The sequence below is a fragment of the Micromonospora sp. NPDC049060 genome, assembly GCF_040649055.1.
Classification (GTDB): Bacteria; Actinomycetota; Actinomycetes; order Mycobacteriales; family Micromonosporaceae; genus Micromonospora; species Micromonospora reichwaldensis.
The window spans coordinates 34,467-50,589 of sequence record NZ_JBEZEV010000021.1 but is presented as its reverse complement, the minus strand read 5'-3'; the positions used below and the strand labels follow the sequence as shown (position 1 = coordinate 50,589).

Annotated in this window: 13 protein-coding genes; 8 read left to right on the top strand and 5 right to left on the bottom strand. The window is 72.4% G+C overall.

Annotated elements, in window-relative coordinates; genetic code table 11:
* Positions 1–92: 92 nt before the first annotated feature.
* Positions 93–1,565 carry an amidase gene (locus tag AB0B83_RS11525; RefSeq protein WP_357578086.1) on the bottom strand — a complete coding sequence of 491 codons (1,473 nt, stop codon included), beginning with the start codon at positions 1,563–1,565 and terminating at the stop codon, positions 93–95.
* Position 1,566: 1 nt separating this feature from the next.
* On the bottom strand, positions 1,567–1,872 hold the full coding sequence (locus tag AB0B83_RS11520; RefSeq protein WP_357578085.1) for a hypothetical protein: 306 nt from the start codon (positions 1,870–1,872) through the stop codon (positions 1,567–1,569).
* A gap of 154 nt (positions 1,873–2,026) precedes the next feature.
* Here AB0B83_RS11520 and AB0B83_RS11515 point away from each other — a divergent pair, with 154 nt between their 5' ends.
* The 8 genes from AB0B83_RS11515 to AB0B83_RS11480 all read left to right on the top strand — a co-directional run bounded on the left by AB0B83_RS11515 (position 2,027) and on the right by AB0B83_RS11480 (position 13,407).
* On the top strand, positions 2,027–2,971 hold the full coding sequence (locus AB0B83_RS11515; protein WP_311414529.1) for an ABC transporter ATP-binding protein: 945 nt from the start codon (positions 2,027–2,029) through the stop codon (positions 2,969–2,971).
* Positions 2,971–3,732, top strand: coding sequence for an ABC transporter permease (locus AB0B83_RS11510; RefSeq protein WP_357578084.1), 762 nt, complete (start codon positions 2,971–2,973; stop codon positions 3,730–3,732). The genes AB0B83_RS11515 and AB0B83_RS11510 overlap by 1 nt, the downstream gene beginning before the upstream one ends.
* Before the next feature lie 76 nt (positions 3,733–3,808).
* On the top strand, positions 3,809–4,630 hold the full coding sequence (locus tag AB0B83_RS11505) for a hypothetical protein (RefSeq protein ID WP_357578083.1): 822 nt from the start codon (positions 3,809–3,811) through the stop codon (positions 4,628–4,630).
* A 4-nt stretch (positions 4,631–4,634) separates the two neighbouring features.
* A complete protein-coding gene (locus tag AB0B83_RS11500) occupies positions 4,635–6,425 on the top strand; it encodes a non-ribosomal peptide synthetase (protein ID WP_357578082.1) in 1,791 nt (596 codons plus the stop codon).
* A 2-nt stretch (positions 6,426–6,427) separates the two neighbouring features.
* A complete protein-coding gene (locus tag AB0B83_RS11495) occupies positions 6,428–9,433 on the top strand; it encodes a condensation domain-containing protein (RefSeq protein WP_357578081.1) in 3,006 nt (1,001 codons plus the stop codon).
* Between the two features lie 51 nt (positions 9,434–9,484).
* Positions 9,485–10,480 carry a TauD/TfdA family dioxygenase gene (locus AB0B83_RS11490; protein WP_357578080.1) on the top strand — a complete coding sequence of 332 codons (996 nt, stop codon included), beginning with the start codon at positions 9,485–9,487 and terminating at the stop codon, positions 10,478–10,480.
* A 786-nt stretch (positions 10,481–11,266) separates the two neighbouring features.
* Entirely contained in the window at positions 11,267–12,046 is a 780-nt protein-coding gene (locus AB0B83_RS11485) for an AfsR/SARP family transcriptional regulator (RefSeq protein ID WP_311414996.1), read from the top strand.
* Between the two features lie 149 nt (positions 12,047–12,195).
* Complete coding sequence (locus tag AB0B83_RS11480; RefSeq protein ID WP_357578079.1) at positions 12,196–13,407, top strand: cytochrome P450; 1,212 nt, start codon at positions 12,196–12,198, stop codon at positions 13,405–13,407.
* A gap of 183 nt (positions 13,408–13,590) precedes the next feature.
* Here the strand turns inward: AB0B83_RS11480 and AB0B83_RS11475 are convergent, their stop codons facing one another.
* From AB0B83_RS11475 to AB0B83_RS11465, 3 genes are all read right to left on the bottom strand, one after another.
* Positions 13,591–13,830 carry a ferredoxin gene (locus tag AB0B83_RS11475; protein ID WP_357578078.1) on the bottom strand — a complete coding sequence of 80 codons (240 nt, stop codon included), beginning with the start codon at positions 13,828–13,830 and terminating at the stop codon, positions 13,591–13,593.
* A gap of 93 nt (positions 13,831–13,923) precedes the next feature.
* Positions 13,924–14,799: a VCBS repeat-containing protein gene (locus tag AB0B83_RS11470; RefSeq protein WP_357578077.1), complete on the bottom strand. Its 876-nt coding sequence runs from the start codon at positions 14,797–14,799 to the stop codon at positions 13,924–13,926.
* 81 nt (positions 14,800–14,880) lie between these two features.
* The gene (locus AB0B83_RS11465) at positions 14,881–16,077 is read right to left on the bottom strand and encodes an alpha-hydroxy acid oxidase (RefSeq protein WP_357578076.1); all 1,197 of its coding nucleotides are present in this window, start codon (positions 16,075–16,077) and stop codon (positions 14,881–14,883) included.
* Between the last annotated feature and the right edge of the window lie 46 nt (positions 16,078–16,123).

Here is a 16,123-nt window from a genome sequence, read left to right as displayed (position 1 = left end):
GAACCAACCCCCGCCGCGTCACGTTCCGACCGTGTCGTACGCATGCCTCACCCGTGCGTCCGCCACGTGCGCGACGCCCGCGCCCCGGCGGCTCACCCGGTGGTGGCGACGAACGGCGGCACGTCCACCGGGAGTTCCGGCAGCACCCCCGCGAGAGCCTGGACCTTCGACCACGTCATGGTCACCTGGTCGAGGTCCCCCTCCCCCAGCGGGACGCCCAGCTCGCCGAACGCCTGGGCCAGCCGCTCCCGCCGGACGGGGTCGACCCCGTCGGCGGGCGCCTCCGGGGCGCAGACCGCCGCGAGGTCCGTCACGACCTCCAGCTTCGGCTCGCGCTCGTGCCAGCCCGTACGCCGCTGGTAGACATCGGCGACGGCGGCCAGCTCGAAGTCGCGGCCGGGGGCGGCGGCCAGTTGCAGCGACAGCGGCAACCCGTCGCCATCGGCCCCCATCGGCAGCGCCAGCGCGGGGAAGCCGACCGCGCTCCAGATGCTGGGCAGGAAGGAGATCGTCTGGAGGCTGGCCTGGTCGTCGTAGCGGGGGGCGGCGGACGGCCAGGCGGGCGTGGCGATGACGTCGACGTCCCGCAACCGGGCCCGCAGGGCCCCGGCGCCCCACCCACGCACCCGCTGGGCCCGCAGGTACGTCTCCGCCGGGAGCACGCCGCCGAGCGCGACGTTCCACCGGAACGGCCGGCCGTAGTCGTTCCAGCGCGCCCGGAACTGCGCCCCGTGCACCTCGAACGCCTCCACCAGCATCGTCACGAGCTGCGCGGCGAAGAGCGGGAACGCCTCGTCGAGGGGCACGTCGACGACCTCCGCCCCGGCGGCGCGCAGCTCGTCGAGCGCGGCGTCGAAGGCGGCGGCGGTGTCGTCGGTCAGCGCGGCGGCGTACCGCACGAGGTCGCCCGGGACACCGACGCGGACGCCCGCGAGGTCGGCGAGCGCCGGCCGGGACAGCTCCGCGGGCCGGTCCGCCATCACGGCGAGCAGCCGCGCGCACTCCCGGGCCGTACGGGCCAGTGGACCCGTCGTCTCGACCGACCGCGCCAGCGGGCGGACGCCCGCCGCCGGCAGGAGGCCCTGCGTCGGCTTCAGCCCGGTCACGCCGCACAGCGCGGCCGGGATCCGGATGCTGCCGTTGCTGTCGGTGCCGACACCCGCGTCGAAGAACCCGGCGGGGATGCCGTTGGCGCTGCCGCAGCTCGACCCGCCGGTCCACCGGTGGGGGTCCCACGGGTTTCGCGGCACCGGGAAGGACGCGTCCGGGTCCGGCCGGGACAGCGCGTGCTCCGCCATCGTGGTCTTGCCCACGATCACCGCGCCCGCCGCGCGCAGCCGTGCCACCACGGTCGCGTCGCGGTCGGCCCACCAGCTCGCGTCGTGCACGACGCTCTGGCAGGTGCTCGGCGCGCCGGCGACGGCGACGACGTCCTTGACGCCGATCAGCGTGCCGCGCAGCGGCCCGTCCGTGCCGGGGTCGTCGGCCGGGAAACGGTGCAGGAAGGTGCCGAGCATCGGCCCGAGCCGGTCGGCCCGCTCGGTGGCGGCGGCGAGGCGGTCCATGTCAGCTCACCACCTGGTGACCGGGCCGGCCGGTCGCGACGGTTCGCGGGGCGGCGGAATTGACGGGCCGATTACCGGCCAATTCCCGTTCGGTGCCCGTCACGGTTTCCCGAAAGAAGTCGGTGTGTGGAAAGGCGAACAACTCGGCCGTGGCGTCGTCACGACCCATGACATCCGTTCCCGCGTCGACGGTCGACGAATGACCGTCACCGTTCCAGCTCTGACGTGTCACGAACACCTCCCCGCACAGGCCACGGAATGCGCAGCCCAGGACCACGACAGGTCCGACGATGGCGGGTACGGCCATCGCGGGGTAACCCCTACGGTCACCCCTCACCACCCCGGAATAAGGCACCTCGGACGCCAATTCTCGCGGCGGCGGCCCCGGAATTTCTGGCTCCCGTTCCCTGGCGCTGCTAAATACTATTCGCATACCCGCACCGATCTAAATGGGGAAATCAATGAGCAACGCAATCGCGAACCTCGTGGCCACACCCACGCTCGGTGCGGTGGACCCACAGGCGATCGACGTGGCGGACGTGCACAAGAGCTACGGCGACGTGCGTGCCGTCAACGGCATCGACCTGCGGATCGCTCCCGGCGAGGTGGTCGCGTTGCTCGGGCCCAACGGCGCGGGCAAGTCCACGCTCGTCGACATGATCCTGGGGCTCACCCGCCCCGACCGTGGCGAGATCCGCGTCTTCGGGCACACCCCCCGGGAGGCCATCACCCGGGGCGTCATCGGGGCGACCCTCCAGGACGGCGCGCTGCTCGACGACGTGTCGATCCGCGAGCTGCTCACGGTGGTGGCGTCGCTGCACACCGCCCCGTTGCCGATCGCCGAGGTGCTGCGCCGCACCGACCTGACCGACGTCGCCGACCGCCGCAGCCGGCTCTCCGGCGGTCAGCGCCAGCGGCTGCGGCTGGCCATGACCCTCGTGTCCGACCCGAAGCTGCTGGTGCTGGACGAGCCGACGGTGGCGATGGACGTCGAGTCCCGCCACGTGTTCTGGGCCGCCATGCGGGAGTTCACCGACTCCGGGCGCACCGTGGTGTTCGCCTCCCACTACATGGAGGAGGCAGAGGAGTTCGCCGACCGGGTGGTGCTCGTACAGGCCGGGAAGATCATCGCCGACGGCACGGTCACGGAGATCCGCTCCGTGGTGGCGGGCCGCTCGCTGTCGGCCACCGTCCCGGACGCGACGGTCGAGCAGCTGCGCCTGCTGCCCGGCGTGATGACCGCCGAGGCCCGGGGCCAGCGCGTCGAGATCGTCAGTTCCGACTCCGACGCCACCGCCCGCGAGTTGTTCGCGCGCTTTCCCCAGGCGTACGACGTCGAGATCGGTGCCCTCGGCCTGGAACAGGCGTTCCTGGCCCTCACCGCGACGAAGGGCGGGGCCGCCTGATGAGCACCGGTTTCCTCAAGCTCGAAGTGAAGCGGGTGATCCGCGCCCGCAAGTTCTGGATCGTCGCGTTCCTGTTCCCGACGCTGCTCTACCTGATGCAGGCCAACCTGTTCGACATGATGCAGGCCAACCTGGCCCGCGGTGGGCCGGGCGGAGGCGCCGGCATCAACTTCAGTGAGCACCTGCTCGGCAGTCTCGCCGCCTTCGGGGCGATCTTCGTCGCGCTGAACGTCGGCACGAGGGTGGCGATCGAGCGGTCCACCGGATGGCAGCGCCAACTGCGCATCACCCCCCTGTCCCCGACCTCCTACCTGGCGGCGAAGCTGGCCGCGGCGATGGTGGTGGCGCTGCCGGCGATCGCGGCGGTGGCGCTCACCGGCGCGCTGTTGCAGGGCGTCCGGCTGCCGGTGGGCGGCTGGCTCCAACTGGTGCTCGGGGTGTGGCTCGGCACGCTGCCGTTCGCGCTGCTGGGCGTCTTCATCGGCCAGGTCGCCACGGCCGAGAGCGTGCAGGTCCTCACCTCCGTCTCGCACATGCTGCTCGGCGTGCTCGGCGGCGCGCTGATCCCGTCGGTCGCGTTCCCCGACTGGATGCAGACGGCGTCCGCGATCATGCCGAGCCACTGGCTGGCCGAGATCGGGCACGGCCCGTTCGAGGACACCGCCCGGCTCGGGCTCGCCGCCGTGGTGCTCGCGGGCTGGACCGTCGTGCTCGGCGGCGCCGTGATCCTGCGGTACCTGAAGGACAGCGCCCGCGTCTGAGCGCCCGCGACCGGGAGCGCACGGGCCGCACCCCTGAACGACGAACGTACGCACCGCTACGACGAGGGATCCCATCGTGAAGAAGAACTCCTGGCAGATACTGCGCAAGGGCGGGCCGGGCGGCCTCACGCTCACCGTCGACTTCACCAGCACCGGCCGCACCCAGGCGTGCTTCCGCGACCTGGTGCCCCTGTTGAGCGCGCCCGGCGAGATCTGGGAGACCGTGGCACCCGCCTCCGGCGCCGAGGACACCATGTCCGGCGCCGACTACGTCGAGCGGTGGGCGAAGGGCGTACGCCGGCGGGAACGCACCGTCGACACCGTGATCGGCTACTGCGTGGGCGCGGTGTTCGCCGCCCCCCTCGCGTCCCGGCTGGCCGAGTCGCAGGACGAGGCGCCCAGGTTGGTCCTGCTGGACCCGGAGCTGCCGAACATCGTCGGGCTGTACCGGGACTTCCACGCCGCCGCGGACGCGCTGAAGACCATCCTCACCCCCGAGGAGATCGCCGCGTTCCACGCCGACGGCCAGGCGGTGCAGGAGAAGCACGGGCTCGAGGACCTCACCCTCATCGGTCCCGCGCTCGCCGGGATCTTCTCCGACGCGATCGACGTGGCGGGCCGCCGGCTCGGCCTGGACGACGACGTCCGGGCCGAACTGGGCGGCAGCTTCGCCTCGTTCGTCGGCTACCTTCGGGCGGCGACGGAGATCGACCCCGCCCCGCAGTGGGCGACGGCGACGGCGATCACCTCCGCGCACTCGACCCAGCGCGGGCAGGGCTTCGGGCGCACCATCCCGCTCGCCGTCGACCACGACCAGATGCTGCGCCACCCCGACGTCGCCGCGACGGTCTCCGGCCTGATGACCGGTGCGGACGCCGGTCAGCGGATCGCGGGGTAGCGCGGTGGCACCGGGCCCGGCGGGCGGCGAGCCCGCGCTCTTCACCGACCTGTTCGCCGAACAGGTGCGGCGCACCCCGGACGCCATCGCCGTCGTGTGGGGCGAGCACCGCAGGACGTACGCCGAGCTGGACGCCGAGGCGAACCGCCTCGCGCACCGGCTGGTGTCGCTCGGCGCGGGCCCGGAGCGGCTCGTGGCGATCGGGATCCGCTCGGCGCACCTGGTGGTCGCCGCCCTCGCCACCCTCAAGGCCGGGGCGGCCTACCTGCCGCTGGACCTCAGCTACCCGGCGCAGCGGCTGGAGCACATGCTCACCGACGCGCGGCCGATGCTGCTGCTGACCACCGGCGACGACCAGCACGCGGTGCCGACGGCCGACCTGCCGCGGGTCCTGCTCGACGACCCGGACGCGTACGCCGGCCAGCCGGACACCGACGTCACCGACGCCGACCGGCTCGCCCCGCTGCGGCCCGCCAACGTCGCGTACGTCATCTACACCTCCGGCTCCACCGGCAGCCCGAAGGGCGTGGTGATCGAGCACCGCCAGCTCGGCACGTACCTGCGCCACGTCGTGCGGTCCTACCCGGGTGTACGCGGCCGGGCGCTGCTGCACTCCTCGTTCGCGTTCGACCTGACGGTCACCGCGTTCTACGCGCCGCTGATGACGGGCGGCTGCGTGCACATCGGCGCCCTGGAGGAGATGGGCACGCCCGCCGCCGGACCGGCCGGGCAACAGCGGCCCACCTTCGTCAAGGTGACGCCGTCGCACATCCCGCTGCTCACCGCGCTGCCGGCCCAGGCGTCCCCGACCGGGGAGCTGATGGCCGGCGGCGAACTGCTGCTCGGCGAGACCATCGACGCCTGGCGCCGCCGGCACCCCGGCGCGCGGGTGGTCAACGAGTACGGCCCGACGGAGACGACCGTCGGGTGCAGCACCGTGGTCATCGAGCCCGACCAGCCGGTGCCGCCGGGGCCGCTGCCCATCGGCCAGCCCATGCCCGACGTGCGCTACCACGTGCTGGACGACGAGCTGCGCCCGGTGCCGACCGGCGAGATCGGCGAACTGCACATCGCGGGCGGCCAGCTCGCCCGGGGTTACCTGCACCGGCCGGGCCTGACCGCCGAGCGGTTCCTGCCCGACCCGTTCGGCCCGCCCGGCTCGCGCATGTACCGCTCCGGCGACCGGGTCCGGCCCACGGAGGACGGCGAGTACGAGTTCTGCGGGCGGGTCGACAACCAGGCCAAGATCCGCGGCTACCGCATCGAGCTGGGCGAGATCGAGGCGGCACTGCTGCGCCGTCCCGAGGTGCGGCACGCGGCGGCGGTGATCCGTACCGACACGCCGGAGGTCAAGCAGCTCGTCGCGTACGTCGTGCCCGGGGAGGGCGCGAGGATCGACGCGCAGCAGCTGCGCAAGGACCTCGCCGAGACGCTGCCGGAGTACATGGTGCCGAGCGCCGTGGTGAGCCTCCCGGCGCTGCCGCTGACCGTGAACCGCAAGCTCGACACGGCGGCCCTGCCGGCGCCGGAGGCCGCGGCGACCCCGGGCGGGCGGGCACCGGCCGACGAGTTGCAGGCGCTGCTCTGCGAGCTCTTCGCCACCTACACGGCCGTCTCCTCGATCGGCGTCGACGACGACTTCTTCGTCCGGGGCGGCACCAGCCTCGGCGCCGCCCAACTGGTCAACGAGGCACGCCGGCGAGGGCTCACCCTGTCGCTGCGCGACGTGCTGGAAAACCGGACCGTGGCGCGGCTCGCCGAGGTCTGCGCCGACACCGACCGAGGGGACGAGTGAGCATGAGCATCGCGGCCAGCAGGAAGGAAGCAGCCATGTGGCTGCTCGAGCGGCTGGTGCCGGACACCGGGGTCAACAACGTGGCGGTCGCCTTCGAGGTGGCCGGCCGGATCGACCGCGGGCTGTTCACGGCGGCGCTGCGGGCGGTGCTGGCCCGGCACGAGGTGTTGCGCACCGTGTTCCGTTCCGACGACGCGACGCTGACCCGGGAGGTGCTCGCCGCCGACCAGCTCGACGTGCCCGTGGCGGACATCCCGGCCGGCGACGACGGGATGGACGCCGACCTGACCGCGTTCGCCGCCGAGCCCTTCGAGATCGACGGCCGCCCCCTGCTGCGGGCCGGGATCCGCGCGGGCGCGGACGCCGACGTGTGCTGTGTCGTCGTGCACCACCTGAACTTCGACGCCATGTCGACCACGATCCTGCTCCGCGAGCTGCTCGCCGGCTACGAGGCGCTCGCGGCGGGCGGCCGGCCCGACGACGCCCCGCTGGCCGCGCTCGCGGAACGCGCGCCGAACGAGCGCAGCGTCGCGTACTGGCGCAAGAACCTCGACGGGCTGCGGGCCGCCGAGGCGGGCCTGTGGTGCGCCCTGCCGCCCGTCGGGGCGCCGTCCCTGCGCGCCCGCACCGTCCACCACGAACTCTCCGCGCCGGCCCGCGCCGTGGTGCGCCGCTTCCAGCGCGAACTGCGCGCCTCCGAGGCCGTCGTGCTGCTCGCGGCGTACTCGGTGCTGCTCGCCCAGCACGGCGCAGGCTCCGACGTGGTCATCGGCACCCCGGTGAACGTGCGCGACCAGCGCAGCATGAACGCCATCGGCTACCACGCGAACCTGGTGCCGCTGCGGGTGCGGGTCGACCCGGACGCCGACTTCCGCGCCGTCGTCAAGCAGACGCGCAGCACCTTCCTGGAGGCGATCAGCCACGCCGACGTACCGCTGGAGCACGTCTCCCCCGCCGTGCTCGGCGACGCGCCGTCCTCGTGGCGCAGCTCGTTCTTCCGGCACCTGTTCAACTACGTGCCCGGCACCGTCGACGCCTCCGCCACCCTGACCGGGATGCCGGTGCGCCACGTCATGGTGGAGAACGGCTACAGCCGCTTCGACCTCGAGTTCTTCATCATGCCGGGCGAGGACGCGACCACCGTCCGCGCGGCGTTCTGCGTCGACGCCTTCGACGCCGCCGACGTCGGGCTGCTGCTGCAACGGTACGACGCGCTGCTCGTGCGGCTGGGCGACGACCTGGACCGGCCGGTGGCGCAGCTGTCCCGCCGGGGCGCGGACGACCTCGCCCTGCCGGCGTCGCCGCCGGAGGCGGCCACCACGGCGTCCGTGCTGGACGCCGTGCACGCGACGGTCGCCGCGAGCCCGGACCTCGTCGCGATGCAGGACGGCACCCACGACGTGTCGTACGGCCGGCTGTGGTCGGCGGCGCTCGCCACCCGGGACCTGGTCGCGGACTCGGACGGGAGCACGGTCGCCGTGCTGGCGCCGCGCGGCGCGGAGCTGGCCGCCGCGTGGCTCGGCGTGTGGCTGGCGGGCAGGCGCTGCGTCCTGCTCGATCCGACGCAGCCGATCCCCGACCTCGCCGCGCGGCTGGCCGACTCGGGTGCCGCCCCGGTGCTGGCGGCCGAGGGCCTCCCCGTGCCCGGCGCGGTACGCATCCCCGCCGTCCCCGCCGCCGCCGACGCGGTCCGCACCGACGCGCCGTCCGGTGTCGACCTCGACGCGGTGGCCTACCTGGAGTACGACCTCGACGCGCCCGCCCCGCTCGCGGTGACCGTCACCCACCGGGCGCTGGCCTGCGCCGTAGCGCGGCTCGCCGAGCGGGTCGCCGCCACCGGGCCGGCCGTCACCGCCTGGCTGGGCAGCGCCGCCACCGAGGCGGCGCTGACGGAGCTGCTGGTCGCGCTGACCACCGGCGGCCGGGTCGTCGTCGCTCCCGACCAGGCCCGCGCCGACGGCCACGCACTCGGCGAGCTGGTCCAGCGGCACGAGGTGACCGTGGTGCAGGCGCCGCCGGCGGTGTGGCGCCAGGTGGTCGAGCACGCGGGTGACCGGCTCGCGGGCCGCGCCGTCCTGGTGGCCCACGAACCGCTCCCCCGCCCGCTCACCGCGCAGCTGCGCGCCACCGGCGGCACGCCGTACCACGGCTACACCACGCCCGGCGTGGCCGGGTACGCCGCGCTCGACGGCGGACGGGACGGCACCGGCGTCCTCCCGGCGACCCGCGTGTTCGTCACCGAGCCCGGCACCGATCACGAGCTGGGCATCGGCGTACGCGGGGAGCTGTGCGTCGCGGGCGACACGCTGGCCGCCGGCTACCACGGCCGGCCGGAGCTGACCGCCGCCCGGTTCGGCGAGCACCCCACGCACGGACGGTTCCACCGCACCGGGGACCTCGCGCGACTGCTGCCGGACGGCCGGATCGACGTCGTCGGCCCCCTGTCGGCCCACGTACGCGTCGCCGGCCAGCGGATCCACCTCCGCGACATCGAGTCCGTCCTCGCCGCCCACCCGGACGTGGAGGCGGTCGCCGCCGTCGGGTTCACAGGCGACGCGCAGGACGGCACGGTCGTCGCGTTCGTCGAGTCCCGCAAGCCCGACGTGACGGAGCGGCTGCGCGAGCACGCCCGTGCCGCCCTGCCGCTCACGCCCGACCTGGTCGTGCTGAACCAGTTGCCGGTCACCGTGGCGGGCACCGTGGACCGCGCGGCCCTCGTCGCGCTCGCGGCGGCGCGGGCGGCGGCCGAGGTCGACCCGCCGGACGAGACGACCGCCGCCCTGGTCGGGATCTGGACCGAGATGCTCGACCGGCCGGGCCTGCACGCGGACTCGAACTTCTTCGCCAGCGGTGGCCACTCGCTGCTGGGCGCCCAGCTCGTGCAGCGGGTGCGGACCGAACTGTCGATGCCGGTACAGCTCGCCGACCTGTTCGCCAACCCGACGCCACGGCAGCTCGCGGAGCACCTGCAGGACGCGTTCTGGGACGACGACGAGGACGACGACTGACCGATCGCTCCACCCCCACACCGTCTCGGACCTCAGCAGAGGAGGCTCGGCGTGACCGTCGACGTCCAGCCCACACGCAGTACAGACCGTTCGATCGTCCTGACCCGCGAGGAGAACATCGAGGTCGACACGATCGCCCGCTACCTGGCGGGCCGACCGCCGCGCCTGGTGGACTCGGCCGCCTGGCTCGAAACGGCCCGCGAACTCTCCAGCAACCTGCCCGTACGCCTGCGCCAGATGGTGCGGCGCTTCGCCTGGGATCCCGGGCCCGACGCCGTGCTGCTGGTGCGGAACCTGCCCGTGGACGCCGACGAGCTGCCGTGCACGCCCACGGTGGCCGGCTCGGCGCAGCGCGAGTCCACCGTGCCCGCCGCCGCGCAGGTGCTGCTCGGGCTGCAACTCGGTGAGCTCATCGCCTTCAAGGAGGAGAAGAGCGGCGCGCTGGTGCAGGACGTCGTGCCGGTGCCGGGCATGGAGAAGTTCCAGGGCAACGCGGGCTCGGTGACGCTGTCCATGCACGTGGAGAACGCCTTCCACGTCTACCGCCCGGACTACGTCGGGCTGCACTGCCTGCGCAACGACCACGACAACGTGGCCGGGTTGCAGGTGACGTCGATCCGCAACGCGCTGCCCCTGCTGTCCGAGCAGGTCCGCAGGGTGCTGCACGAGCCACGGTTCGTCACCGAGCCGCCGGCGTCGTTCGGCGACCTGCGCAGCGCGCCGGAACCGCACGGCATCCTCAGCGGCAGCCCCGAGGACCCGGACGTCCAGGTCGACTTCCAGAGTTCGTTCCCCCTCGACCCGGAGGCCACGCAGGCGCTGTCGATGCTCGGCGACGCGCTGCGCACCGTCCGCCGGACGTTCATCCTGGAGCCCGGCGACCTCGCGTTCGTCGACAACCGGCTGGCCCTGCACGGCCGGACCGAGTTCACGCCCCGCTACGACGGCTACGACCGGTGGCTCCAGCGGATCTTCGTGCACCGCGACTTCCGGCGCTCCCGGGCCCTGCGCCCGCAGGACGGAAACGTGCTCGACAGCGGCAACTGACGGCCCGACGCAGTTCGGCGAGCTGGCCCGTACGCAGGGACCAGCTCGCCGACGACGGACCGTGGGACGCGGTGGTGACCGGCGCCGGAACGCGGCAGCCGCACCACCGCGTCCGCGTGCGGTGGCCCCACCACCGCGTCCGGGGCGCGCCCGGCGGACGCCGCCCGCCGGCGACGACACCCGCCGCGCAGGCCCCGTCCGGCGCCGCGCGTCCCGACCGGCCCGAATCCCCGACCGCGGTGTCGAGCCCCGCGGTCGGTCGTGGCACCATTCGCACCTGACCGATCGGTGCGTGCCGCCACGAGGCCGCCATTCGCCTCCCGGCGCGAGGGTCGACCATTCCGCGCCCCCGGGTCGCCCGCCCCGGCACATTCACCGGCCGGCGACTCCCGTCAATGCGTTGCGCGGAATCGTCGCGCCTGCCGGGGCGCGGCCGTGCCGTGGAACGCCGGTTCTCTCCGCGCCCGGATCTGGGGAACGGTCGCGCCGGGCAGGCGGGGAGGCGACGGGGAGAGAACGCGTCCCGGTCCGCGCCGTTACCGATCCGCACCGGTGCGCGGGCGCCGTTCCCGCACCGTGTGTGCGCCGTTCATCGGACCCGGATGACGGACTCATGCCCCACCACCACCCGACAATGCCTGACCAGCAACTCCACACTGCCAACCCAATGACACCCACCATGCACCCACACCTCCTGCGGGGTGCCCTAGGGGTGCCTCCCCAATGACCACCGATGGGAAACTCAAAACCCACCCCACCCCCTCACCGAACCACCGGAGCACACCCATGCGCTTCTCCGTACTCGGCAGCACCGAAGTCACCAACAACGGCCACCACCTCGAACTCGGCGGAATCCGCCAACGCGCAATCCTCGGCTACCTCCTCCTCAACGCCAACAAAGTCGTCGCCACCAGCCAAATCCTCCACGCCATGTGGGACGGCAACCCACCCCCCACCGCCCGCAAAATGGTCCAGAACGCCGTCTCCGGCATCCGCCGCATGCTCACCCACAACACCGACCCCACCACCAACCCCACCCTCCGCACCCACCCACCCGGCTACCAACTCCGCATCGACACCGAAACCATCGACCTCTACCGCTTCCGCAGACTCGTCCGCGAAGGCCGCCACGCCACCACCACCAACAACCCCACCCGCGCCGCCCAACTCCTCACCGAAGCCCTCACCCTCTGGCGCGGACGCGCCCTCGCCGACCTCGTCGAAACCGGCACCTGCTGGTCAGAACTCGCCGCCATCGAAGACGAACGACTCTCCGCACTCGAAGACCGCCTCGACGCCGAACTCGCCTGCGGCCGACACCGCGAAATCACCCCCGAACTCGAAATCCTCACCGCCACCGAACCCATGCGCGAACGCCTCTGCCACCAATTCATGCTCGCCCTCTACCGCAGCGGCCGCCAAGTCGACGCCCTCCGCGTCTACCGACGCACCCGCGAAGCCCTCGTCGACGGCCTCGGCCTCGAACCCGGCCGCAGCCTCCAAGAACTCCAACAACGCATCCTCGAACACGACGCCAAAATCCAAATCCCCGCACTCACCCACTAACCCACCGATCCACTCCGCACCAGCCACGATCGCCTCCACGATTACCCGAGGGTGGACCGTCTGCGGGCAACATCAGGAGCGCGCGGTCCGTGACGCCTGGCGCACCGGAGGCCGACGGCGATTCCTGCTCAGACCACAGCGAGGACGACATGGCGAACAAGTGCCCGGCGCACGGGCATCAGATGGTGATGGACGACGACTACTTCGCTAGCCCGTACGCGGCGTACGAGGTCTACGCGTCACTGCACGAAAAGGGTGCCGTACACCGCACCTGCCTGCCCGACCACGGCCCCGTGTGGCTGGTGACCGGTCACGCCGAGGTCTACTCCGCGCTCCGCGACAGGCGCCTCGCGCGGCCCCGCGAGTACAGCAACGGGGACTTCACCAGCAAGCGTTTCCCGGAGGGCGAGGCGACCGGGACGATCGTCACCCTCGACCCGCCGGAGCACACGCGGCTCAAGAAGATGATCAACTTCACCTTCCTGCCCCGCAACCTGGAGACCTTCCGCCCCCGGGTGCACCAGCTGGTCAAGGCCCGGCTGGATGCGATCGAGGCGGCCGGCGGCGGCGACCTGGTCGAGGACTACGCGGCCATCCTGCCGATCACGATCGTCTGCGACGTGCTCGGCATCCGCGAGGAGTACCGCAAGGACCTGAAGCACTGGGCGGACCTGGTGTTCAGCGGCGACAACGAGACCAACGCGATGGTCCGCACGAAGATGTCGCACTTCATGAACATGGTCCGCGAGGAGAAGACGAAGGAGCCCGGCGAGGACCTCTTCTCGTACTGGATCCACGCCAAGAACGCCGACGGCGAGCCCGAGCTCAACGTCTACCAGGTGATGGCCCTGGCCCTGCTGACGATGCTGGGCGGGTACGACACCACCGCGGGCATGATCGGCCGGGGCGCGCTGGCGCTGCTCGACAGCCCGGAGACGCTGGAGCGGCTCCGCAAGGACCCGGACCTGTTCGACGTGGCCGTCGAGGAGCTGCTGCGCCGTAACGGCTCCGTGCACCACGGCTTCCGCCGCTTCGCCACGGAGGACCTGGAGATCGACGGCACGAAGATCGCCAAGGGCGAGACGGTGCTGCTGCACCTGACCGCGGCGGGCAACGACCCGAAGCGGTTCCCCGATCCGCAGGTGCTCGACATCGACCGCGAGGACAAGGCGCACGTGGCGTTCGGCGGCGGCCCGCACTTCTGCTCGGGTTCGGAGCTGGCCCGGATGGAGACGACCATCGCCCTCCGGGAGCTGTTCATGCGGTTCCCGAACATCAAGCTCGCCGCGCCCCGGGAGTCGCTCAAGGTCCGGCGTACGCCGCTGGTGCCGGCGCTGATCTCCCTCCCGGTCACGGTCTGAGCGCTACGGAAGACGCGGTCCGCCGGTCACCCGCGAGGTGGCCGGCGGACCGCGTTCTGTCGGCCCGGGCCGCCCGGTTGACCGCCCGGGCCCGGCCGCAGCGGAGACGAAGAAAGGCCGCCTACGGCGGCCTGTGCGGGACGTCGGCCCGCCGGGCGTGATTCCACCCGGCGGGCCCCGCCGTCATCGCTTCGGGGCGATCGGCGTCCCGTCCTGTGCGTCGATCACCGAGATGGCCTCCACGGGACAGAATTCGGCGGCCTCGATCACCTGGTCGGACGGCGCCACCACGTCGGCCAGCGGCCGGGAGACGGGGTCCATCGCGAAGTGGTCCGGCGCGCTGCCCACGCAGAAACCCGAGCTGATGCAGCGCTTCGATTCCACCACCAACCGCCACCCGGCCTGGTCGCCGGCCTCGTTCACGCTCACCACTGCCCCTCTCGTCGTGCGTCCACTGTGTCGGATTCCCGGGCCGCGCCTGGCGGCCCGCCCGGTCGCGGCGCGAGCCGGCCCACGTCAGCTCACCACCGAGTACTTCTGCCAACCGGTCGCGACGACCTCCGGTGCGGACAGCGTCGCGAACGGCCGGTCCGGGTCGAACGTGCCGTGGTGCAGGTGGACGACGAGGGTGCCGTCGGGGCGCAGACCCAGCACGTCCGGGCGGCCGTCGAGGTCGATGTCGGTCACGGCGATGATCTCGTACTTCTGCCAGCCGTGGGCGAGCGTGAACCACCGGCCCTCGCCGCGCCACCACGGGCCCTCGCCCGAGGTGTCGTGCGCGAACTCGTACAGGTCGAGGTCGCCGTTCGCCCGCCGGACCAGCAGGTCGGCCCGGCCGGTGCCGGTGAAGTCGGCCATCGCGAGCGGGAAGTCGTCGACGTCGACGGTCACCAGGCGGTGCGCGGTGCGGTCGTACGTCTCGTTCTGCGTGACCTGGCGCTTGTTGAAGAACGCGTCGACGTGGCCCGCGTCCTGCTCGCGGCCGAACATGTCGTCGCAGCCGTCCAGGTCCAGGTCCGCGATGCCGAGGGTCTCCCACTTCTTGTCGTCGCGGGCGCCGGAGATGCGGATCGGCTCGCCGAGGGTGTCGAGACCGTTCAGCCCGCCCCTGTTCGGATAGAGGAAGATCCCGTGGGTCTCGTTCATGTGCGTCATGCTGATGCCGATGACGTCGGCGTAGCCGTTGCCGTTGACGTCGATGGGGCGGACCAGCCCGTGGTTCCGGTTCGGATGGAAGCCGGTGCTGATCAGCTCCGGCTCGCCGAAGGTCTCGCTACCCCGGAAGCTGCCGCTGTGCGGGAAGACCAGCAGTTCGCCCGTGACGTCGTCGCGGACCATGATGTCCATCCTCCCGTCCCCGTTGAACGAACGGCAGTGACCGTTCCCGCTCATGCGTGCCACAAATAACCTCCACGTACGCCCCGAAATACGACAGCCCGATCGATCCGACCGGAGATCGAGAAACGGCGGGAATCAGCGGAACCTGACGTGCGAACGGTTCAGCTCGCCCACCGAGGAGACCCCGAGCAGCTTCATGGTGACCTCGATCTCCCGGCTCAGGATCTCCATGGCCCGTACGACGCCGCGCCGGCCGCCGGCCATCAGGCCGTACTGGTAGGCCCGGCCGACCACGGCGGCGCTGGCGCCCAGGGCGATCGCCGCCACGATGTCGGCGCCCGAGGTGATGCCGGTGTCGACGAGCACCTCGACCCGGTCGCCCACCTCGTCCACGACGTCCGGCAGCAGCTCGACGGGCACCGGGGCCCGGTCGAGCTTGCGTCCGCCGTGCGTGGACAGCCACACCCCGTCGACCCCGACGGCCGCGACCCGTTTGGCGTCCGCGACGCTCTGCACGCCCTTGGCGACGAGCTTGCCCGACCAGGCGCCGCGCAGCCACTCGACGTCCTCGATGGACAGCCGCGGGTTGAACACCCGTTTGATCATGTCGGAGGCGGACCCGCCGGTGGCCTTGAGCACCTGCGGGGACGGAGTGCCGGCCCGCCACTGCCGCATCCACCAGCCCGGGTGCAGGAACGCCTCGGCGATGGTGCCGACGCTCATCGACGGCGGGATGGTCAGGCCGTTGCGGATGTCGCGGCGGCGCGGCACGGAGATCGGCGTGTCCAGCGTCAGCAGGATGGTGTCGAACTTCGCCTCCTCGGCGAGCGCGATCAGTTCCTTGACCATCGCCCGGTCCTCGGCGAAGTACAGCTGGAACCAGTGCCGGCCCTCGGGCGCGGCGGCGGCGACGTCCGCCAGCGACGTGGTGGCGAGAGTGGAGACCGAGTACGGGATGCCGAACTGCTGCGCCACCGACGCGACGGCCGGCTCGCCCTCGGCGTGCATCACCCGGTTGAAGCCGACCGGCGCCAGGGCGAACGGCAGCTTCTGCCGCTTGCCGAGCACCGTCCGGCTGGTGTCCAGGTTGGACACGTCGCGCAGCACCGACGGCTGGAACTCGATGTTGGCGAACGTCTCCCGGGCGCGGCTGAGGCTGCGCTCGCTGTCCGCCGCCCCGTCGCAGTAGTCGAACACCATCCGGGGCACCGCCCGGCGGGCCACGTCGCGCAGGTCGGCGATGCCCGCCGCGCGCAGCAGCCGGCGTTCCGTCGGGTTCCACGCCACCTTGGGCGGCTTGATCAGCGTGCTCATCCGAGCGGACTTGCTCATGAGGGCTTCCTTTCGAGAGGGGGGTGACGAAGGTCCGCTCCTCGTC